Source organism: Pseudomonas sp. Sample_21 (genome assembly GCF_004307525.1).
Classification (GTDB): Bacteria; Pseudomonadota; Gammaproteobacteria; order Pseudomonadales; family Pseudomonadaceae; genus Aquipseudomonas; species Aquipseudomonas atacamensis.
The window spans coordinates 41,532-57,785 of sequence record NZ_RCNZ01000033.1 but is presented as its reverse complement, the minus strand read 5'-3'; the positions used below and the strand labels follow the sequence as shown (position 1 = coordinate 57,785).

At 59.2% G+C, this 16,254-nt stretch carries 14 protein-coding genes; 7 read left to right on the top strand and 7 right to left on the bottom strand.

What is annotated here, in order from left to right; all coding sequences use genetic code 11:
* Positions 1-76 precede the first annotated feature (76 nt).
* Both hyi and gcl read right to left on the bottom strand, forming a co-directional pair.
* Positions 77-859 (bottom strand): hydroxypyruvate isomerase, encoded by a 783-nt coding sequence (hyi, locus tag D8U71_RS03385; RefSeq protein WP_122691603.1) that lies wholly within the window; start codon positions 857-859, stop codon positions 77-79.
* 209 nt (positions 860-1,068) lie between these two features.
* Positions 1,069-2,844: a glyoxylate carboligase gene (gene gcl / locus D8U71_RS03380; RefSeq protein ID WP_016771026.1), complete on the bottom strand. Its 1,776-nt coding sequence runs from the start codon at positions 2,842-2,844 to the stop codon at positions 1,069-1,071.
* Between the two features lie 268 nt (positions 2,845-3,112).
* On the opposite strand from gcl, the gene D8U71_RS03375 reads away from it, so the two are divergent.
* Both D8U71_RS03375 and D8U71_RS03370 read left to right on the top strand, forming a co-directional pair.
* The gene (locus tag D8U71_RS03375) at positions 3,113-3,553 is read left to right on the top strand and encodes a heme-binding protein (RefSeq protein WP_130887157.1); all 441 of its coding nucleotides are present in this window, start codon (positions 3,113-3,115) and stop codon (positions 3,551-3,553) included.
* Positions 3,554-3,765: 212 nt separating this feature from the next.
* Positions 3,766-4,224, top strand: a complete 459-nt coding sequence (locus D8U71_RS03370; RefSeq protein WP_073472715.1) for a transposase — start codon at positions 3,766-3,768, stop codon at positions 4,222-4,224.
* Between the two features lie 102 nt (positions 4,225-4,326).
* Here D8U71_RS03370 and D8U71_RS03360 read toward each other — a convergent pair whose 3' ends face one another.
* Entirely contained in the window at positions 4,327-4,935 is a 609-nt protein-coding gene (locus D8U71_RS03360) for a TetR/AcrR family transcriptional regulator (RefSeq protein WP_041479604.1), read from the bottom strand.
* A gap of 135 nt (positions 4,936-5,070) precedes the next feature.
* On the opposite strand from D8U71_RS03360, the gene D8U71_RS03355 reads away from it, so the two are divergent.
* Positions 5,071-5,985: a DUF808 domain-containing protein gene (locus D8U71_RS03355; RefSeq protein ID WP_130887155.1), complete on the top strand. Its 915-nt coding sequence runs from the start codon at positions 5,071-5,073 to the stop codon at positions 5,983-5,985.
* Between the two features lie 127 nt (positions 5,986-6,112).
* On the opposite strand, the gene D8U71_RS03350 is transcribed toward D8U71_RS03355, so the two are convergent.
* On the bottom strand, positions 6,113-6,901 hold the full coding sequence (locus tag D8U71_RS03350; RefSeq protein WP_024012144.1) for a VacJ family lipoprotein: 789 nt from the start codon (positions 6,899-6,901) through the stop codon (positions 6,113-6,115).
* On the bottom strand, positions 6,894-8,192 hold the full coding sequence (locus D8U71_RS03345; RefSeq protein ID WP_016771020.1) for a serine protein kinase PrkA: 1,299 nt from the start codon (positions 8,190-8,192) through the stop codon (positions 6,894-6,896). The genes D8U71_RS03350 and D8U71_RS03345 overlap by 8 nt, the downstream gene beginning before the upstream one ends.
* A gap of 224 nt (positions 8,193-8,416) precedes the next feature.
* Here D8U71_RS03345 and D8U71_RS03340 point away from each other — a divergent pair, with 224 nt between their 5' ends.
* The gene (locus tag D8U71_RS03340) at positions 8,417-8,785 is read left to right on the top strand and encodes a hypothetical protein (protein WP_130887154.1); all 369 of its coding nucleotides are present in this window, start codon (positions 8,417-8,419) and stop codon (positions 8,783-8,785) included.
* 120 nt (positions 8,786-8,905) lie between these two features.
* Here D8U71_RS03340 and D8U71_RS03335 read toward each other — a convergent pair whose 3' ends face one another.
* Positions 8,906-10,501: a beta (1-6) glucans synthase gene (locus tag D8U71_RS03335; protein WP_130887153.1), complete on the bottom strand. Its 1,596-nt coding sequence runs from the start codon at positions 10,499-10,501 to the stop codon at positions 8,906-8,908.
* 297 nt (positions 10,502-10,798) lie between these two features.
* On the opposite strand from D8U71_RS03335, the gene D8U71_RS03325 reads away from it, so the two are divergent.
* The 3 genes from D8U71_RS03325 to D8U71_RS03315 all read left to right on the top strand — a co-directional run bounded on the left by D8U71_RS03325 (position 10,799) and on the right by D8U71_RS03315 (position 13,858).
* On the top strand, positions 10,799-11,650 hold the full coding sequence (locus tag D8U71_RS03325) for a glycine betaine ABC transporter substrate-binding protein (protein ID WP_041479599.1): 852 nt from the start codon (positions 10,799-10,801) through the stop codon (positions 11,648-11,650).
* Positions 11,651-11,891: 241 nt separating this feature from the next.
* Positions 11,892-12,203: a DUF485 domain-containing protein gene (locus tag D8U71_RS03320; protein WP_016771016.1), complete on the top strand. Its 312-nt coding sequence runs from the start codon at positions 11,892-11,894 to the stop codon at positions 12,201-12,203.
* The gene (locus D8U71_RS03315) at positions 12,200-13,858 is read left to right on the top strand and encodes a cation acetate symporter (protein WP_016771015.1); all 1,659 of its coding nucleotides are present in this window, start codon (positions 12,200-12,202) and stop codon (positions 13,856-13,858) included. Before D8U71_RS03320 ends, D8U71_RS03315 begins: the two co-directional genes overlap by 4 nt.
* A 1,013-nt stretch (positions 13,859-14,871) precedes the next feature.
* Here the strand turns inward: D8U71_RS03315 and gltA are convergent.
* Complete coding sequence (gene gltA, locus D8U71_RS03310; protein ID WP_003222994.1) at positions 14,872-16,161, bottom strand: citrate synthase; 1,290 nt, start codon at positions 16,159-16,161, stop codon at positions 14,872-14,874.
* Positions 16,162-16,254: the final 93 nt, after the last annotated feature.

Here is a 16,254-nt window from a genome sequence, read left to right as displayed (position 1 = left end):
TGCTCAAGCAAATAGGGGAGCTACTTTTCATGTGGGAGCGAGCAGGCTCGCTCCCACAGGGGATTTGCTGTGTTTCTTAGATTGCGTTATGGGTTTTCAACCAACCCAGGCCCGCTTCGGTGGTGGTCAGCGGTTTGTATTCGCAACCGACCCAACCCTGATAGCCGATGCGATCAAGGTGTTCGAACAGGAAGCGGTAGTTGATCTCACCAGTGCCCGGCTCGTTGCGTCCCGGGTTGTCCGCGAGTTGCACGTGGTTGATCTCGCCCAGGTGCGATTGCAGGGTGCGGGCCAGATCGCCTTCCATGATTTGCATGTGATAGATGTCGTATTGCAGGAACAGATTGGCGCTGCCGACCTGTTCGCGAATCGACAGGGCTTGCGCCGTGTTGTTCAGGTAGAAACCGGGAATGTCGCGGGTGTTGATCGCTTCCATCACCAGTTTGATGCCCACCGCTTGCAGCTTGTCGGCGGCATATTTAAGGTTGGCAACGAAGGTCTTCTCCACGGTGGCATCGTCAACGCCTTGCGGGCGGATACCGGCCAGGCAGTTGACCTGGGTGTTGCCCAGCACTTGTGCGTAAGCGATCGCCAGATCGACCCCGGCGCGGAACTCTTCGACCCGATCCGGCAGGCAGGCAATACCGCGCTCGCCCTTGGCCCAGTCACCGGCCGGCAGGTTGAACAGCACTTGGGTCAGCCCGTTGGCCTCGAGTTTTGCCTTGATTTCAGCCGAGCTGAAGTCGTACGGGAACAGGTATTCCACGCCACTGAAACCGGCCTTGGCGGCGGCGTCGAAACGGGCAAGGAAATCCTGTTCGGTGAACAGCATGGACAGGTTGGCTGCGAAACGCGGCATGGTGGTCTCCCGTAAATCTTGTGAGGTCCCCTGTGGGAGCGAGCTGTGGCGAGGGGATTTATCCCCGTTCGGCTGCGAAGCAGTCGTAAACCATTGTATGCGGTGTACCTGATACGCCGCGGTTTCAGGTTTTGAGGCCGCTTCGCGCCCTAACGGGGATAAATCCCCTCACCACACAGGCTCGCTCCCACAGGGAGAGCAGTCAGCAGTTAATCCAACATCGAAATCGCCGTCGGCGCATCGTTGCCGACCAGTGCCAGGTCTTCGAACTCGTTGACCGCGTTGATCTCGGTACCCATGGAGATGTTGGTCACACGCTCCAGAATGATCTCGACGATCACCGGCACTTTGAATTCTTCGATCATCTGTTCGGCCTTGCGCAGGGCAGGGGCGATTTCCGACGGTTCGAACACGCGCAGCGCCTTGCAGCCGAGGCCCTCGGCGACTGCGATGTGGTCAACCCCGTAACCGTTGAGTTCCGGCGCATTCAGGTTATCGAAGGACAGCTGCACGCAGTAGTCCATTTCGAACCCGCGCTGGGCCTGACGGATCAGGCCCAGGTACGAGTTGTTCACCACTACGTGGATGTACGGCAGTTTGAACTGAGCGCCGACCGCCAGTTCTTCGATCATGAACTGGAAATCATAGTCCCCCGACAGGGCCACGACTTTGCGGTTCGGATCGGCCTTCACCACGCCCAGCGCCGCCGGAATGGTCCAGCCCAACGGGCCGGCCTGGCCGCAGTTGATCCAGTGACGCGGCTTGTAGACGTGCAGGAACTGCGCGCCGGCAATCTGCGACAGACCAATGGTGCTGACGTAGCAGGTGTCCTTGCCGAACACCTGGTTCATTTCTTCGTAAACGCGCTGCGGCTTGACCGGCACGTTGTCGAAGTGGGTCTTGCGATGCAGGCTGGCCTTGCGCTGCTGGCAATCCTGCAGCCAGGCGCTGCGGTTCTTCAGCTTGCCGGCGGCTTGCCATTCACGGGCGACTTCGATGAACACGGTCAGCGCTGCGGCGGCGTCGGAAACGATGCCCAGATCCGGCGTGAACACACGACCGATCTGCGTGCCTTCGATGTCGACGTGAATGAACTTACGACCTTCGGTGTAGACGTCAACCGAACCGGTGTGGCGGTTGGCCCAACGGTTACCAATGCCCAGCACCACGTCGGATTTGAGCATCGTCGCGTTGCCGTAACGGTGCGAAGTCTGCAGACCGACCATGCCGACCATCAGCGGGTGGTCGTCAGGGATGGTGCCCCAGCCCATCAGGGTCGGGATGACCGGAATACCTGTCAGCTCGGCGAACTCGACCAGCAGGTCGCTGGCGTCGGCGTTGATGATGCCGCCGCCGGCCACCAGCAGTGGGCGCTCAGCTTGATCCAGCAAAGCCAAAGCTTTTTCAACCTGAACGCGGGTCGCAGTCGGCTTGGCCAATGGCAGCGGTTGGTAAGCGTCGATGTCGAATTCGATTTCGGCCATCTGCACGTCGAACGGCAGGTCGATCAGTACAGGGCCTGGACGGCCGGAGCGCATTTCATAGAAGGCTTTCTGGAATGCGTAAGGCACTTGGCCCGGCTCCAGAACCGTGGTTGCCCACTTGGTGACTGGCTTGACGATGCTGGTGATGTCGACAGCCTGGAAATCTTCCTTGTGCATACGGGCGCGGGGTGCCTGACCGGTGATGCAGAGGATTGGAATCGAGTCGGCCGAGGCGCTGTAGAGCCCGGTAACCATGTCGGTACCGGCAGGGCCGGACGTGCCGATGCACACGCCGATGTTGCCGGCCTTGGTGCGGGTGTAGCCCTCGGCCATGTGCGAGGCGCCTTCAACGTGGCGAGCAAGGACGTGATCGATGCCACCGACCTTCTGCAAGGCGGAGTACAGCGGGTTGATCGCGGCGCCCGGGATGCCAAAAGCGGTATCAACCCCTTCACGGCGCATCACCAGAACGGCGGCTTCGATTGCTCTCATTTTGCTCATTGTTTTGTGCCTCTTTACGTTTTGTAATTGTATACAAGTGGCTTTGCGCAGAGTGTATTCACGGCGGACGGCGCAGGTCAATCCATTTTCTCAAGCGGCTGTTTCATTCGTCGGAAGCCCGATGTGCTGTGGCTTTTCGTCGCATGTGGCGCTTTTCGAGAATTATTGTATACAAAAAAATAACTCATTGTGTTCTATTTGTGTCACCGGACTGCGGCACAAACGCGCAGTCCCACGACTTTCCCTATAACAAAATGAGGACGGCACCATGAGCGCTTTAACCTTGAAAGTCGCAGTCAACCTGGTCAGCGAAGCCATCAACGCAGGACGCGGCATCAACGCCGCACCGCTGACCATCGCGGTACTCGATAACGGCGGCCACCTGATCGCCCTGCAACGCGAAGACGGCGCCAGCCTGCTGCGCCCCGACATCGCCATCGGCAAGGCCTGGGGCGCCATCGCCCTGGGTAAAGGCTCACGCCTGCTCGCCCAGGACGCCCAACAACGCCCGGCGTTTTTTTCTTCGTTGAACAGCATGGGGCAGGGCAGTGTCGTGCCGGCGCCGGGTGGCGTGCTGATTCGCAACCAGGCGGGTGAAGTGCTGGGCGCGATCGGGATCAGTGGGGATTTGTCGGACGTGGATGAGCAGGTGGCGATCAAAGCGGTGGAGGCGCTGGATTTGCGGGCGGATGGCGGGGTGGCTGTTTGAATGTCAGTGTCTGAATAACCGCTTTCGCGAGCAGGCTCGCTCCCGCATTGAGTTTGGGTTGGACACAAAATGTTCGAGTGTTCGAAAGCCCCTGTGGGAGCGAGCCTGCTCGCGAATAGGATCTGCGCTACACATCTTGCTAAAAGTCTGACGCTCCCTTTGCCATCTCCACGGCTAGCCTTCTCATGATCAACCTGTGAGAAGGCAACGGAATGCCGGGTTTATCTGCTTCACATCGCTTGCGCATCGGACGCTATTCAGAACACAACCGCATTTACCTTCTGACCGCCAATACCGCCGGGAGAGAACCCGTATTCAGCGATTTCTTCCTTGGCAGAATGCTTGTAAGCCAATTCCGGGCAGCTGAGGAAACGGGATTGGCCAATTCTCTGGCTTGGGTCGTAATGCCAGATCATTTTCACTGGCTGATTGAATTGAAGAGTGGCTCGCTCGGCGAATTGATGCAGCGAACCAAATCCCTCAGCACCAAAGCGGTAAAGCTTTCGACCGGTCGAAAGACCAGCCTTTGGCAACCTGGCTTCCATGACCGTGCACTGCGTAAAGAGGAGAATTTGGTGAAGATGGCGCGGTATGTCATTGCCAACCCATTGCGGGCAGGGCTGGTCAAAAGCCTTGGCGACTATCCGTTGTGGGATTCGATCTGGTTATGAGTTGAGGTGTGCGGTGCGGCTATTCGCGAGCAGGCTCGCTCCCACAGGAGAATGCATTCCAAATGTGGGAGCGAGCCTGCTCGCGAAGCGGTTCCACCGACATCACCGATCCGGCTCACACCCCTTCAACACCAACCGAATAATCGTCTGCGCCGCCGCTTCATAATCGGCCTCATCAAGCTTGTCCTTCCCGGTCACTGCGGAAATCTGCCAGTCGAAGTCGGCGTAGGTCTGGGTCGCGGCCCAGATGCTGAACATCAGGTGGTTGGGGTCGATCGGGGCGATCTGGCCGCGGTCGATCCAGCTCTGGATGCAGGCGATGTTGTGTTTGGCCTGGGCGTTGAGCTGCTCGACCAGGTCGGCGCTCAGGTGCGGGGCGCCGTGCATGATTTCGCTGGCGAACACCTTGGAGGCGTAGGGCAGGTCGCGGGAGATGCGGATCTTCGAGCGGATGTAGCCGCTCAGCACCTCGCTCGGCACGCCGTCCGGGTTGAACGGGGTCGAGGCCTGCAGAATCGGCTCGATGATGCTTTCCAGCACCTCGCGATAGAGGTTTTCCTTGGATTTGAAGTAGTAGTAGACGTTGGGCTTGGGCAATCCCGCCTTGGCGGCGATGTCGCTGGTTTTGGTCGCCGCGAAGCCCTTGTCGGCAAACTCTTCGCTGGCGGCGCGCAGGATCAGTTCTTTGTTACGCTCGCGGATTGTGCTCATAAACCCGGTGGTTCCTTGCCTGTTCTGGCGGTGGCGCATGGTAGCACCGGCCTTGAGCGGCGCTCAACAATGCAGCCTGTGGCCGGCGGTCGCGTTATGCTTGGCAACATTCATACACAGAAGGAAACAGGATTCATGGCAGGAAGCAGTTTGCTGGTGCTGATCGATGACATCGCCACCGTTCTGGATGACGTTGCATTGATGACCAAGATGGCCGCGAAGAAGACCGCCGGTGTACTCGGTGATGATCTGGCGCTTAATGCCCAGCAGGTTTCGGGCGTGCGCGCCGAGCGGGAAATTCCCGTGGTCTGGGCGGTGGCCAAGGGCTCGTTCGTCAACAAACTGATCCTCGTGCCGTCGGCATTGGCGATCAGCGCTTTCGTACCGTGGCTGGTGACACCACTGTTGATGGTCGGCGGCGCGTACCTGTGCTTCGAGGGTTTCGAGAAGCTCGCGCACAAGTTTCTGCACAGCAAAGAGGAAGACGAGGCAGAACACGCACAGTTGACCGAAGCAGTGGCCGATCCGGCGACCGATCTGGTGGCGTTCGAGAAGGACAAGATCAAAGGCGCAATCCGCACTGACTTCATTCTCTCGGCAGAAATCATCGCCATCACCCTCGGCACCGTGGCAGATGCCTCGCTGACTCAGCAAGTGGTGGTCATGTCCGGCATAGCCATTGTCATGACCGTGGGCGTTTACGGTTTGGTGGCGGGCATCGTCAAGCTCGACGATCTGGGGCTGTGGCTGACACAGAAGCCCGGGCAGATGGCGAAAAAGATCGGCGGCGGCATTCTCAGCGCCGCGCCGTACATGATGAAAACCCTGTCGGTGGTCGGCACGGCGGCGATGTTCCTGGTCGGCGGCGGCATCCTGACCCATGGCGTGCCGGTGCTGCATCACTGGATCGAAGGTGTTGGCGCAGCGGCAGGGAGCGCCGGGTTCGTCGTGCCGATGCTGCTCAATGGTGTGGCGGGGATTATTGCTGGCGCGGTGGTGTTGGCGGTGGTTTCGGTCGTAGGCAAGCTCTGGAAAGCGCTGAAGGGTTAATCAGCAACACATAACAAATGTGGGAGCGAGCCTGCTCGCGAATGCGGTAGCCCAGTCAATATTGATAGAGACTGGTACTCCGCGTTCGCGAGCAGGCTCGCTCCCACAGTGTTTTCCGGCAGCCGATTTACTCGGCGATCTGCAACTTGCGCGCTTCGGTATAGACGTACCGCACTTTCTCGTACTCGAACGGCGAGTTCATCTGACCATAGCGGAAGCTGGTCTGGTAGCGCTTGTCGATCGCACGCAAAGCCCAGACTTCCGGGTGGTTGGAGCTGACTTCGGCGACGTTGAGGAAGTTGATCGCAGTGTCGGCGGTGTAATCCACGGCCAGACCTGCGGTGTCGCGGATGTTCGACGGACCGAAGATCGGCAGTACGAAGTAGGCGCCGCCCGGTACGCCGTAGAAGCCCAGAGTCTGACCGAAGTCTTCGTTCTGGCGTGGCAGGCCCATGGCGGTGGCCGGGTCCCACAGGCCGGCGATGCCGATGGTGGTGTTGAGCAGCAGGCGCGCGGTGGTTTCCATCGAGCGCTGGCCCTTGAACTGCAACAGGCTGTTAACCAGGTTCGGCACGTCACCAATGTTGTTGAAGAAGTTGCTCACCCCGGTACGCACAAAGCTTGGGGTGATGTAGCGATAGCCATCGACTACCGGCAGGAACACCCACTGGTCAAAGCGATAGTTGAAGTGGTAGACCCGGCGGTTCCACGATTCCAGCGGGTCATAGACGTTCAGCGCGTTGAGCGTCGAACGTTCGAACTCGCGCTGGTCCAGGCCCGGGTTGAACTTGAGTTTGGTCAGCGGTTCCTTGAAGCCGTCGCTGTCGACCACTACCGGGGCATCGGCTTTACTGTTGTCGGCCTGGGCCACGCCTGCACAGAGGAACGCTGCAATCAGCAGGAGATATTTAGCCACGGAAGAACTCCAGCATGGCGTCGCTGTTGACGCGATAGTTAAGGTTGCCGCAGTGGCCGCCCAGTGGATAAACGGTCAGGCGATCACCGAAGGTTTTACGCAGGAAGCCCAGGTCGCCAGGGCCGAGGATGACGTCGTCGGCGTTGTGCATGACGGCGATTTTCGGGCTGTCGTGCAGGTAATCCTTAAGCGCATACAGGCTGACCTGATCGATCAGTTGCAGCAGGCTGCCGCCGTCAGTGCGCGCGCGCCACATCGGAATGACCTGCTCGGTGATGTAGCAGTCGAAGTCGCATTGCAGCGCACGCTTGAGGAACGGCGTGAGGCTGGTGCCTTCGGTGATCGGGAATTTCGGCGGGGTAATCAGACCGCGACGGTTGACCAGGTCCGAGGTGTAGGCAATGTCGGCTGCCGAGAAGCGGAACGACGTGCCGATCAACATGGCCATCTGTTCGTTGGTCAGATGTTGCTTGGATTGCTGGAAGTCATACAGCAGCGCATCGTTGAGGTCGATGTAGCCTTTCTGCTGGAAGTAGCGGGTCAGCTTGCTCAGTACCAGTTCGTAGAACGTGGTGCTGTTGTTGATGCCCTTGACCTCGGTCTGTACCAGCTTGTCGAGGTTGGTCACCGAGGTATAGAGGTTGACCGGCGGGTTCAGCAACAGGACTTTCTTGAAGTTGAAGCTGCGGCGGGTCTCGTCCAGGTGCGCGACGAACGCGGCATCAAGGGCGCCGAGGCTGTAACCGGTCAGATAGTACTCGGTGACCGGCAGTTTCGGGTTCTGCGCCCGCACGGCCTGCATCACCCGATACATGTCTTCGGCATCTTCCTTGGTCACGCCCGGGGTGGCGAAACGCGAGGCGGCGCTGATGAAGTCGAAGCTGGTCGGCGACGACAACTGCACGACATGGTAGCCGGCCTTGTAATACAGCTTTTTCAGGTATTCGTTGAGCGTGCTGTCAAAGCGCGCACCGGTGCCGGCGATCAGGAAGATCAGCGGCGCCGGCTTGTCCTGCGTGGCGATGCGATAGGTGAGTTTCTTGACTGCCCAGAAATTGTCCGGCAGCTGGAATTCACGCTCCGGGCGCAGGGTGAGGCTGCGGTCCGTTTGATTGATGTCGTCGTCCAGCGGCAACTCCGGACGCAGGTCCGGTGGGGTCGTGGCGATCGTCGCCTCGAACGGGTTGGTCAGCGGGTAGCCATAGCTGGCGGCGTCGATATCCACCGCCAGCGCGGACGCACTCAAGATAAGGCCGCTGAACAGCGCGGCGAAGCGCAAGGAACGGAGCATGACTAGATCCCTTAGAGGAAGGTGCCGATTGAAGTTCGCAGGCTATGACCACCGGCCGTGCGCCAAAGTGCCATGCTGCGGCACCAAACAGGCGGAATTCGGGGTAATAGTAGCTGGACGATACACGTTGCGAGGGCTTGCTGAACAGTTAACAGTTGTTAGTGCTTGCGAATGCCGGTCGGCAGATTAAGCTGGCCGCCGAATTCCGCAGATTGGAGTGCCCCATGTCCCGCCGCTTGCCCGTGATTGTGCTGCTTGTTTTGTTGCCGCTGTGGCTGGCCGCCGGTTATGCCGCGCGCTATGGCTTCATGGAAGACGGGCAGTGGGTGGGCATCTGCGTCGACGAGGCCAGTCGTTGGGAATGCGTGGTGCGTGCGAATCTGGGGCTGATGATTCATTTCAAGGTGGTGGGCTGGGCGGCGGTGGCCACCGCGGTATTGGCATTTGTCGTGCCGGGACGGGCAGGGTGGTGGCTGGCGGTGCTGGCGCTGGTGTTCGGCCTGCCGGCGCTGGCGTTGTACAACACTACATTAGCGGTGTTTGCGGTGGTGATTGCCGGGTTGCGCCTGGTCCGCGAGTCCCGCAGCGCCTGACAGTCAGTCATCGCGGGCAAGCCCGCTCCCACAGGAATTGAGGTGAACACAACATTTGTGTGCAGCAGAAATCCTGTGGGAGCTGGCTTGCCAGCGATGGCGATTTCGAAGGCGCTGAAATCAGGCCTTGCGAACCCGCAGGCATCGCCACAACGCCACCACCATCAAACCACTCACCAGCGCCCAGCCCCACGCCTGCTGATTCAGCATCCCTTCCTGATACAACTGCGGTGCAATCCCGGCGCCGATGATAAAGGTCAGCAGAGCAATCTCCCGACGCGGCACGCTCACCGGGCGGCACAGGTAGACCAGCGCCGGCAGGACGAACGCCATGCTGGCGAAACTGCGATAACGCGGATCGAAGACCATCTCCAGCATCATCACCGCCGCGGCAAAACCGGCCGCCACGACCAGCCAGCCGGCGCGCCGTTCGAGGAAATCGAAGGCTCGCGCGCGCCAACCGCTACGCGCGCTTAGCGTCAGCGCGGCATGCGCAAGGACCAATAGATTCAACCCGGTCAGCAAGCCGACCCACAGCCATTCACCGGCAAATCGTGTGGTCAATCGAGCCAGATCGCCCCAGGCGCCAATCGAGCACGCTGCGACCGCGCCCAGCAGTGGCAGCACAAGCGCCGAACGTGTGCTGCGCACGCGTCCACCAAGCATCAGCGTGCCAAGGAAAATCAATCCGCCTACCGCCAGCCATTCTTTCCAGTACGGCACGTTGCTCACCGGCCCGGCGAGTACGCCCTTGTCCTGCCGATCGGCATCGAACAGCCCCCAATAGCCGCCGACCGCGCCTTCACTGCCGCGCTTCCACGGTTGATCGAAGGCTTCGATCAGGTTGTAACGCCAGCCTTCCTGCTCGGCCATCGCCACAAAGCCACGAATGAATTTTGCCTCGTTGACCCGGCTCGGTACGGCTGTTTCACGCTGACGGCCTTCGCTCGGCCAGCCGGTTTCGCCAATCATCACGTCTTTGGGCGCGAACTTGTTGCCGAACACCTGGCGCACATCCGCCACATGCTGCAGCGCCACGTCGATGTTCGACGGATCGTCTTCCCAGTACGGCAGCAGGTGAATGGTCAGAAAGTCCACGGCCGGGGCGATTTCCGGATGCTTGAGCCAGAATTCCCAGACGTCGGCGTAGGTCACCGGTTGCTTGACCTGGCTTTTGACCTTGTTGATCAGCCGGGCCAGTTGCGCGCCGGTGACCTCTTTGCGCAGCAGTGCCTCGTTGCCGACGATTACGGCTGTGACCACGTCGGGGTTGGCATTGGCCGATTTGATCAGCAGCTCGACTTCCTGCTCGGTGTCGACCGGGTTGCTGTTGACCCAGGCGCCGATCATCAACTTCAGACCGTGCTTGCGCGCCAGATCGGGCAGGGCGTCGAGGCCGGTCATCGAGTAGGTGCGGATGCATTCGAAGCGCGTCGCCAGCAGCGCGAGGTCGGCGTCCATGCGCTCGGGGCGCAATTTGAACGGCACGTCGAACGGCGATTGGTCCTTGTCGAACGGTGTGTAGGAGGCGCATTGCAACTTGTGTGTCGGCGTTGCAGCGTCCGGCAGGATCACCGGTTGGCCGAGGCCATACCAGAAACCGCCAAGGGCCAGGAGCCCGAGCAGGCAGGCGAACAGATATGGCAGAAAAGGAAATCGGGACGTTGCGGACATGGTCAGGCCGAGTGGCTGCAAAGCGACGCATGTTACCTGCATTTATACAAGGGCAGGTGGCTCGCAGGCGTTGTACATGCAAAGTTCGGGCGGATTGTCTGGCGTCAATTAATCGCGCTTGATTAATGGCTTTCTGATGTCGTTTCTCGCTGCCTTGAGGTCGCTGACAGAGCAGGTCGCCGGCCGCTTGAGGTTGATGATCAAACCATCAGTACCCTTTTTGAAAAATCGGCTGATGTTCGGTGTGTGAGGTCCGGCGTGATGGGGGCGCTGTGCACCATAACAATACGTTGACGATGCCCGGCATCCGTCGGGCGCAGCATTTCGGGGAAGTAAACGATGAAGATGCGACGACTTTTAGGCGCAGGTGCCGCTCTGGCGCTTGCGATGAGTTCCACTTTCGCCAACGCTGAAAAACAGACCCTGAACATCGGTTACGTTGACGGCTGGTCCGACAGCGTCGCGACCACTCACGTGGCGGCCGAAGTGATCAAACAGAAACTCGGTTATGACGTGAAGCTGCAGGCCGTCGCCACCGGGATCATGTGGCAGGGCGTGGCCACCGGCAAACTCGACGCGATGCTCTCGGCCTGGCTGCCCGTGACCCACGGTGACTACTGGACGAAAAACAAGGATCAGGTCGTCGATTACGGCCCGAACTTCAAGGACGCGAAGATCGGCCTGATCGTGCCGGAGTACGTCAAAGCCAAATCGATCGAAGACCTGAAAACCGACGATACCTTCAAAAACCGTATCGTCGGCATCGACGCCGGTTCAGGCGTAATGCTCAAGACCGATCAGGCGATCAAGGATTACGGTCTGGACAAGTACAGCCTCAAGGCCAGTTCCGGCGCCGGAATGATTGCCGAACTGACCCGCGCCGAGAAGAAGAATGAATCCATCGCTGTCACCGGTTGGGTGCCGCACTGGATGTTCGCTAAGTGGAAACTGCGCTTCCTCGACGACCCGAAAGGCGTGTATGGCCAGGCTGAAACCGTGAACAGCATCGGCAGCAAAGGCCTGGACGCCAAGGCGCCGGAAGTGGCCAAGTTCCTGAAAAACTTCCAGTGGGCGTCGAAAGACGAAATCGGCGAGGTCATGCTGGCAATTCAGGACGGCGCCAAGCCTGATGCAGCGGCCAAGGACTGGGTAGCCAAACACCCGGATCGTGTAGCTGACTGGACCAAATAATTTAAACACCGCCACACCCCAGTGGGAGCGAGCCTGCTCGCGAATGCAATCTGTCAGTTGATGCGATATCGACTGATACGGCGCCTTCGCGAGCAAGCTCGCTCCCACAGTTGTTTTTGTGTGTGCTTGAAAATGGCCAGAACATCATGGCCATCTACTACTAAGGTCGTCTGGAACCTCTCTCGCAGCCGCATACATTAGCTACGTTCCAACAATAATTTGTGCTGCGAGGATAAAAACAATGAACGACAGCATTTACCTCTCGATTCAAAACAGTCCCCGATTCAAGGAGCTGGTTCAGAAAAGGGAACGATTCGCCTGGATTCTCTCGGCAATCATGCTTGGGCTGTACTCCGCATTCATCCTGCTGATCGCATACGGGCCGCACGTGCTCGGGGCGAAACTCAGTCCTGAATCCTCGATCACTTGGGGCATCCCGATCGGTGTCGGCCTGATCATTTCAGCCTTCGTCCTGACCGGCATCTACGTGCGCCGCGCCAATGGCGAGTTCGACGACCTGAACAATGCGATTCTCAAGGAGGCTCAGCAATGATCCGGCGTCTACTGGCTCTATTGAGTGTTGCGGCTTTCGCGCCGAGTGTCTGGGCGGCTGACGCGTTGACGGGGGAGGTGGCCAAACAGCCGCTGAACATCCCGGCGATCCTGATGTTCGTGGCCTTCGTCGGCGCGACGTTGTACATCACCTACTGGGCTTCGAAGAAAAACAATTCGGCCGCCGATTATTATGCGGCGGGCGGCAAGATCACCGGTTTCCAGAACGGCCTGGCGATTGCCGGCGACTACATGTCGGCGGCGTCCTTCCTGGGTATTTCCGCGCTGGTGTTCACCTCCGGCTACGATGGCCTGATCTACTCGATCGGCTTCCTCGTGGGCTGGCCGATCATTCTGTTCCTGATCGCCGAACGCCTGCGTAACCTGGGTAAATACACCTTCGCCGACGTGGCGTCCTACCGCCTCGGGCAAACCCAGATTCGCACCCTGTCCGCCTGCGGTTCGCTGGTGGTGGTGGCGTTCTACCTGATCGCGCAAATGGTCGGTGCCGGCAAGCTGATCCAGCTGCTGTTCGGCCTCGATTACCACGTTGCGGTGATTCTGGTCGGCGTGCTGATGTGCATGTACGTGCTGTTCGGCGGCATGCTCGCGACCACTTGGGTGCAGATCATCAAGGCAGTGTTGCTGCTGTCCGGTGCCTCGTTCATGGCGCTGATGGTGATGAAGCACGTGGGCTTCGACTTCAACACGCTGTTCTCCGAAGCGATCAAGGTTCACGCCAAGGGCGAAGCGATCATGAGCCCTGGCGGTCTGGTCAAGGATCCGATTTCGGCGTTCTCGCTGGGTCTGGCACTGATGTTCGGTACCGCTGGCCTGCCACACATTCTGATGCGCTTCTTCACCGTGAGTGACGCAAAAGAAGCGCGCAAGAGCGTGCTGTACGCTACCGGCTTCATTGGCTACTTCTACATCCTGACCTTCATCATCGGCTTCGGCGCGATCCTGCTGGTCAGCACCAACCCGGCCTTCAAAGATGCAGCGGGCGCCTTGCTCGGCGGCAACAACATGGCGGCGGTGCACCTGGCCAACGCGGTGGGCGGCAGCATCTTCCTAGGCTTCATCTCGGCAGTGGCGTTCGCAACCATTCTGGCGGTGGTAGCCGGTCTGACGCTGGCGGGTGCTTCGGCGGTTTCTCACGACCTGTACGCCAGTGTGATCAAGAAGGGCAAAGCCAACGAGAAGGATGAGATTCGCGTGTCGAAGATCACCACCATCGCCCTGGCGGTGCTGGCGATTGGTCTGGGCATTCTGTTCGAAAGCCAGAACATTGCGTTCATGGTCGGCCTGGCGTTCTCCATCGCGGCGAGCTGCAACTTCCCGGTGCTGCTGCTTTCGATGTACTGGAAGAAGCTGACTACTCGCGGCGCGATGATCGGCGGCTGGCTGGGTCTGGTAAGTGCTGTTGGTCTGATGATCCTTGGCCCGACCATCTGGGTGCAGATTCTGCATCACGAGAAGGCGATCTTCCCTTACGAATATCCGGCGCTGTTCTCGATGATGATTGCGTTCATCGGGATCTGGTTCTTCTCGATTACCGACAAGTCGGCGGCTGCGGACAATGAGCGGGCGCTGTTCTTCCCGCAGTTTGTGCGTTCGCAGACCGGGTTGGGGGCGAGTGGGGCGGTTTCGCACTAAGAGATCAGATGTAAGCTGCAAGCTGCAAGCTTCAAGAAAACGCCCTGGTTGAGAGATTGGGGCGTTTTTTTTGTGGGCGGTTATCGGTTGGTTTGGTGTGTATATCCGTTGCTGCGGTAACGGCGGCTTAGGGTTTCGCCCTTACGGCGAGTCACCTTTTCCAAACGCCGAAAAGGTAACCCAAAAGGCTTGCTCCTGCGTTCGGCCCTCGCAGGCTCGGGTTCCTTCGCTCCGGGACTGATCCGGGCGCAGCGGCTCCGGTTTGCTTCGCTGCACCTACACTCGCTGTGTACGACTGCGTCGTACGGTCGCTGCGCTCCCACGCCCGGATCAATCCCTCCACTCAGCCTTCCGACGTCGCCGGTGGATCAAGATCAAGAGCACTCGAGCTTGCGCTCATTGTTGAGTGGTTAGAAGCGTCGCATGGCTTGAGATTTTCGGTGGATTCGCCCCTCACCCCAGCCCTCTCCCGAGGGAGAGGGAGCCGATTTGTGTGGTGTTCAAAACCTGCATTCGACTCGGTATCGCAAGTCGGCGTGTTTCGCCCAAACACCTCGGTCAGTCCCCTCTCCCTCTGGGAGAGGGCTAGGGTGAGGGGCTCTTGATCTGGCTTTGGCTTTTGATCTTTTGCCCTTTCGGCAGGCTTCGTTACGGGATCGATCCGGGTGTGGGAGCGCAGCGACCGTACGACGCAGTCGTACACAGCGAGTGTAGGTGCAGCGAAGCCAACCGGAGCCGCTGCGCCCGGATCGGTCCCGTAACGAAGGTACCCCGAGCCCCGGCGAGCGGGCCGTACGCCGGGGCAAAGCCTTTTGGGTTACCTTTTTGGCGTCTGAAAAAGGTGACTCGCTGTAAGAGCGAAACCGCCAGCGGCAGCACCCGCAGCAACGGATATGCCCCCAGAATCCAAGAACCAGTCGGCCCGAAGGCCGCTGAGACCACAAACAAAAACGGCCTCTATATAAGAGGCCGTTCCTGACACACCACTAAACCATCACAAAAAAGAAAAACCCTTATTTGCGATCTTCCAGCTTGGTGATGTCACGCGACTCGTAACCGGTGTACAGCTGGCGCGGGCGGCCAATCTTGTACGGGCTCGAGAGCATTTCCTTCCAGTGCGAAATCCAGCCGACAGTACGTGCCAGGGCGAAAATCACCGTGAACATGCTGGTTGGAATGCCGATCGCCTTGAGGATGATCCCCGAGTAGAAGTCGACGTTCGGGTACAGCGAGCGTTCGATGAAGTACGGGTCGGTCAGGGCGATCTCTTCCAGGCGCATGGCCAGTTCGAGTTGCGGATCGTTGTTGATGCCCAGTTCCTTCAACACTTCGTCGCAGGTCTGCTTCATGACAGTCGCGCGAGGGTCGCGGTTCTTGTAGACGCGGTGACCGAAGCCCATCAACTTGAACGGATCGTTCTTGTCCTTGGCCTTGGCGATGAACTTGTCGATGTTCGACACATCGCCAATCTCGTCGAGCATGGTCAGCACGGCTTCGTTCGCACCGCCGTGGGCAGGGCCCCACAGTGCGGCGATACCGGCGGCGATACAGGCGAACGGGTTGGCACCCGAAGAACCGGCCAGACGCACGGTGGAGGTCGAAGCGTTCTGCTCGTGGTCGGCGTGGAGGATGAAGATCCGGTCCATGGCCTTGGCGAGTACCGGGCTGATCGGTTTGATCTCGCACGGGGTGTTGAACATCATGTGCAGGAAGTTTTCCGCGTACGTCAGGTCGTTGCGCGGGTACATCATGGGTTGGCCCATGGAGTACTTGTAGACCATCGCTGCCAGGGTCGGCATCTTCGCAACCAGACGGATCGCGGAGATTTCGCGATGCTGCGGGTTATTGATGTCCAGGGAGTCGTGGTAGAAGGCCGAGAGGGCGCCGACTACACCGCACATGACGGCCATCGGGTGGGCGTCGCGACGGAAACCGTTGAAGAAGGTTTTCAGCTGCTCGTGAACCATGGTGTGGTTTTTCACGGTGCTGACGAACTGGGCCTTCTGTTCTGCGGTCGGCAATTCGCCGTTGAGCAGCAGGTAGCAGGTTTCCAGGTAGTCCGACTTTTCAGCCAGCTGTTCGATCGGGTAGCCGCGGTGCAACAAAATGCCGTTGTCGCCGTCGATATAGGTAATTTTCGATTCGCACGAAGCGGTCGACATGAAACCCGGGTCGAAAGTGAAGCGGCCCGTGGCCGTCAGGCCCCGAACATCGATTACATCGGGACCAACGGTGCCGGTTAAAATGGGCAGCTCGACGGGGGCTGCGCCCTCGATGATCAACTGCGCTTTTTTGTCAGCCATGTGGCCTCCTATTTATGCTTGAACCATCAGACAGACCCCCCACGCAGGGCCCGCACCACTATAGTGAGATAAATTCGAATGTCAATTTGCCTA

Coding starts and splice junctions, on each gene's coding strand:
- D8U71_RS03335 (WP_130887153.1), bottom strand. CDS start 10,501: ATGCAGGTAACATGCGTCGCTTTGCAGCCACTCGGCCTGACCATGTCC.
- D8U71_RS03325 (WP_041479599.1), top strand. CDS start 10,799: ATGAAGATGCGACGACTTTTAGGCGCAGGTGCCGCTCTGGCGCTTGCG.
- D8U71_RS03320 (WP_016771016.1), top strand. CDS start 11,892: ATGAACGACAGCATTTACCTCTCGATTCAAAACAGTCCCCGATTCAAG.
- D8U71_RS03370 (WP_073472715.1), top strand. CDS start 3,766: ATGCCGGGTTTATCTGCTTCACATCGCTTGCGCATCGGACGCTATTCA.
- D8U71_RS03355 (WP_130887155.1), top strand. CDS start 5,071: ATGGCAGGAAGCAGTTTGCTGGTGCTGATCGATGACATCGCCACCGTT.
- gcl (WP_016771026.1), bottom strand. CDS start 2,844: ATGAGCAAAATGAGAGCAATCGAAGCCGCCGTTCTGGTGATGCGCCGT.
- D8U71_RS03360 (WP_041479604.1), bottom strand. CDS start 4,935: ATGAGCACAATCCGCGAGCGTAACAAAGAACTGATCCTGCGCGCCGCC.
- D8U71_RS03375 (WP_130887157.1), top strand. CDS start 3,113: ATGAGCGCTTTAACCTTGAAAGTCGCAGTCAACCTGGTCAGCGAAGCC.
- hyi (WP_122691603.1), bottom strand. CDS start 859: ATGCCGCGTTTCGCAGCCAACCTGTCCATGCTGTTCACCGAACAGGAT.
- D8U71_RS03345 (WP_016771020.1), bottom strand. CDS start 8,192: ATGCTCCGTTCCTTGCGCTTCGCCGCGCTGTTCAGCGGCCTTATCTTG.
- D8U71_RS03340 (WP_130887154.1), top strand. CDS start 8,417: ATGTCCCGCCGCTTGCCCGTGATTGTGCTGCTTGTTTTGTTGCCGCTG.
- gltA (WP_003222994.1), bottom strand. CDS start 16,161: ATGGCTGACAAAAAAGCGCAGTTGATCATCGAGGGCGCAGCCCCCGTC.
- D8U71_RS03315 (WP_016771015.1), top strand. CDS start 12,200: ATGATCCGGCGTCTACTGGCTCTATTGAGTGTTGCGGCTTTCGCGCCG.